The sequence below is a fragment of the Motilibacter deserti genome (assembly GCF_011250635.1).
In the GTDB taxonomy this organism is placed as follows: domain Bacteria; phylum Actinomycetota; class Actinomycetes; order Motilibacterales; family Motilibacteraceae; genus Motilibacter_A; species Motilibacter_A deserti.
On record NZ_JAANNP010000172.1, the window covers coordinates 1 to 2,933 of the forward strand.

Below are 2,933 nucleotides of genomic sequence, written 5' to 3' on the forward strand. Positions count from 1 at the left end.
ACCCCGGCCAGGCCGCGCGCCACGGGCTGCACGAGGCCGGCGGAGGACGCGGCGGCCCGCTCCAGGCCGTCGAGCCCGGCAACGGCGGCCACTGGCGCCAGGACGGGGAGAGCCGCGCCGACGGCAACCCCTCCCGCCGAGGCGAGAGCGTCCTGCCCCAGGGTGAGGCCGGCGTCGGCCGCGCGGTACGTCGCCACCGCCACCTGCAGCAGCCGCCCCAACCCGTCCGCGGTCGCCGCCGCCTCCACGAGGCCGCCAGGCCCGGCGGCGGACAGCAGCGCGGCCTCGGCGTCGAGCGCGGACCCCGGCGACAGCGCGATCGAAGCGGCGAGCGCGGGATGTGCGGCGGCCTGCACGGTGTCGCCCAACGCACGTCGCAGCGTCTGCCCGCTCGTGCGCAACAGGCCGGCGAGGGCCAGCAGGTCGTCGTAGTGCGCCTCGACCCCGCCGGCTCCGCCCGACACCTGCACGTGCGAGACCTCCGGTCCGGCTCCGCTCCGGGTGGTCACCGCAGCCGCCCGGCGACGGCACCGGCCGCGTCGTGGAGTGCGCCCGCCGCGGCGCGTACGCCTCCGAGCACCGCCTCGGCCAGGTCCTCCTCGCGCTCACGCACCTGCCGCGCGTGCTGCAGGAGGCTGGTCGCGGCCTCGTCCAGCCGGTCCGCGGCGCGCGCCAGCGCCTGGGCGTGCTCCTCGGCCCGTTCGCGGAAGCGGCTCGCCGCGGAGGAAGCCCAGCGCACCGCGGGAACGGCCGTCCGCAGCCGCGCGTGCTCGCGGCGTACGTCGTCGGCGAACCGCGACACCCGGCGTGCCAGGTCCTCGAGCGGCTCACCGAGGGACATGGGGGGCACCGGGCCGACGGCTGGAAGATCGCATGCCGCGACGCTAGGCAGGGCGAAGGCGTCGCCGAGGCGCTCGGCACGTGTCGGTGGACGACCGCGGTCGGCGGGGTCGGGCTGTGGACAGGCGTGTCAGGGGGGAAGCGCTCCGGCTCGTGGCGAGGCGTCGGCGGAGCATGCGGCGCCTACTGCCGCCCCCGCGACGCCGGACGCCGCATGCCTCGCGGGCCGTGGACAGCATGCGGCGCCGGCTGCTGCCCCGACGACACCGGACGCCGCACGCCCGCGGTACGAAGTGATCGTTTGGCGTGGGTGGCTGTGAGGGCAGCCGCTGGGGCCAACGATCACGGACAACCCGAGCATGCGGGGTCGCTTGCCCGACGACCACCAGACGCGGCGTGCTCGCAGGCCAAGCCCGCGGGCCGGCCGAGCGGCCTACGTCGCCGCCTCCTCCAGCTTCGCGTACCCCAGCTGCATCACGTCCGCCGCCGTGACGGCCGTGAGGACCGCCGCTGCCATCCGGGTCGCGCGGGGGGCGACGACGAGCCCGAAGGCGAAGCCGGTCGCGGCCCACTGCCCGATGCAGAACGGGCACGTCACCAGCTCGCCGAGAGCCTTGCGCGGGCCCGAGCCGCGGACCTCCTCGGCCAGCTCGGCCTCGCCGCTCGTGCCGGCGAACTTGGTGAACGGCGCGCGCAGCGGGCTGGTGACCGGGTCTTTCGCGATCAGCCGGGAGAGCTTGTGCGTGGCGACGGACATCAGCGCCAGGTCGGCCGCGGAGACGCGCTCGGGCAGCTGCTTGCCGCTGGCCCGCAGCGCGAGCGCGCCGGCGCCGACGGCCGCGGCGTACGTCCCCATCAGCGCGACGAACGAGCCGAGCGGCCGCTCCTCGCCCCCGGTGTAGGCGGCCTTCTCCGCGTGGATCGCCCGCACCGGCGCGGGCTCGTCCGCGCGGCTCACTTCTCCGCCGCCTGCTCCGCCTGCGCGTAGAGCAGCTGCAGGAAGTCCGAGCCCGCGACGGCGGCGAACACCGACGCGACGGCCCGGGTCTGGCGCGGGGCGAGGAACAGGCCCGTCGTGAAGGTGGTCGCGATCCACTGGCTGAGGCAGAACGGGCAGGTGACGAGCTCGCCGAGCGCGCGCAGCGGCCCCTCGACGCGCATCTCCTCCTTGAGCTCGCTCGGCCCGGAGACGCCGGCGAACTTCACGAAGGGCGCCCGGATCGGAGAGGTGATCGTGCCCTTGGTGATGACGCGCGAGGCCTTGAAGGTCGCGGCGGCCACGAGCGCGATGTCGGCAGCAGAGATCCGCGTAGTGCTCTTCCGTGAAGCCGCGAACGTCAGTGCGCCCAGGCCGATGGTCGAGTACGCGGTGATCAGAGTTGCGTAGGAGCCGAGCGGGCGGTCCTCCCCCTGGGAGTAGGCGTGCTTGTGCTCGCGGGCCTTCTCGGTGAGCGAGTTGACGAACGGTGTTTCAGCCACGGAAGAGGCCCCATCTCGGCGAGGTGCGGGAGGCGGCGGGCAGCAGGGCTGCGGCCCGGGTGAGAGCGGCGGACGCGAGCGTGGCCGACGTGAAGGTGAGCGTCGCGCCGACGCCTACGAGGGCACGGGGGAACGCCGGCGGCAGCCACTCGACGGTGCGTGGCTTGGCCTGGTCGTCGAAGGCGCCGTGCGCGCCGTGGTCGCCCGGGAGCGGGGCATAGAGGTTGTCCGGGCGCCCCGGCACCTCCGGCTCGTCGACCTGCTGGGAGTCGAGGCCGGTGCGCCCGAGATAGCGGTCGAGCAGGCCGGGCGCGACCTTGTCCCCGAGGATCGTCAGCGCGGTGATCGGCGCGACCCAGTACTCCCGACGGCGCCCCTCGGCCGCCTTGAGGATCGCCTGCGCGGCCACCTCCGGCTGGTAGATCGGCGGCACCGGCTGGGCCTTGCGCGGCATGTAGGACTTGTTCATCCGGAACTGCGGGGTGTTGATGGCGGGCAGCTGGACCATCGTCAGCGTCACGCCGCTCTTGTCGTGCAGCAGCTCGGCCCGCAAGGAGTCGCTGAGCCCCTGGATCGCGTGCTTGGAGCCGCAGTAGGCCGACTGGCCGGGGATG

The 2,933-nt window shown here is 74.9% G+C and carries 3 protein-coding genes and 2 pseudogenes; all 5 read right to left on the reverse strand.

Translation table 11 applies throughout. The features are described 5' to 3' along the window. Positions 1-509: pseudogene (locus tag G9H71_RS21925) on the reverse strand (hypothetical protein); the annotation flags it as partial. Then, positions 506-841: a WXG100 family type VII secretion target gene (locus tag G9H71_RS21930; protein WP_166284889.1), complete on the reverse strand. Its 336-nt coding sequence runs from the start codon at positions 839-841 to the stop codon at positions 506-508. The gene G9H71_RS21930 and the pseudogene G9H71_RS21925, both read right to left, overlap by 4 nt. Positions 842-1,273: 432 nt before the next feature. After that, a complete protein-coding gene (locus G9H71_RS25390) occupies positions 1,274-1,798 on the reverse strand; it encodes a DUF1360 domain-containing protein (protein WP_331273192.1) in 525 nt (174 codons plus the stop codon). Then, positions 1,795-2,319 (reverse strand): DUF1360 domain-containing protein, encoded by a 525-nt coding sequence (locus G9H71_RS21940; RefSeq protein ID WP_166284890.1) that lies wholly within the window; start codon positions 2,317-2,319, stop codon positions 1,795-1,797. Before G9H71_RS21940 ends, G9H71_RS25390 begins: the two co-directional genes overlap by 4 nt. After that, positions 2,312-2,933, reverse strand: a pseudogene (locus G9H71_RS21945) (SDR family oxidoreductase); the annotation flags it as partial. The gene G9H71_RS21940 and the pseudogene G9H71_RS21945, both read right to left, overlap by 8 nt.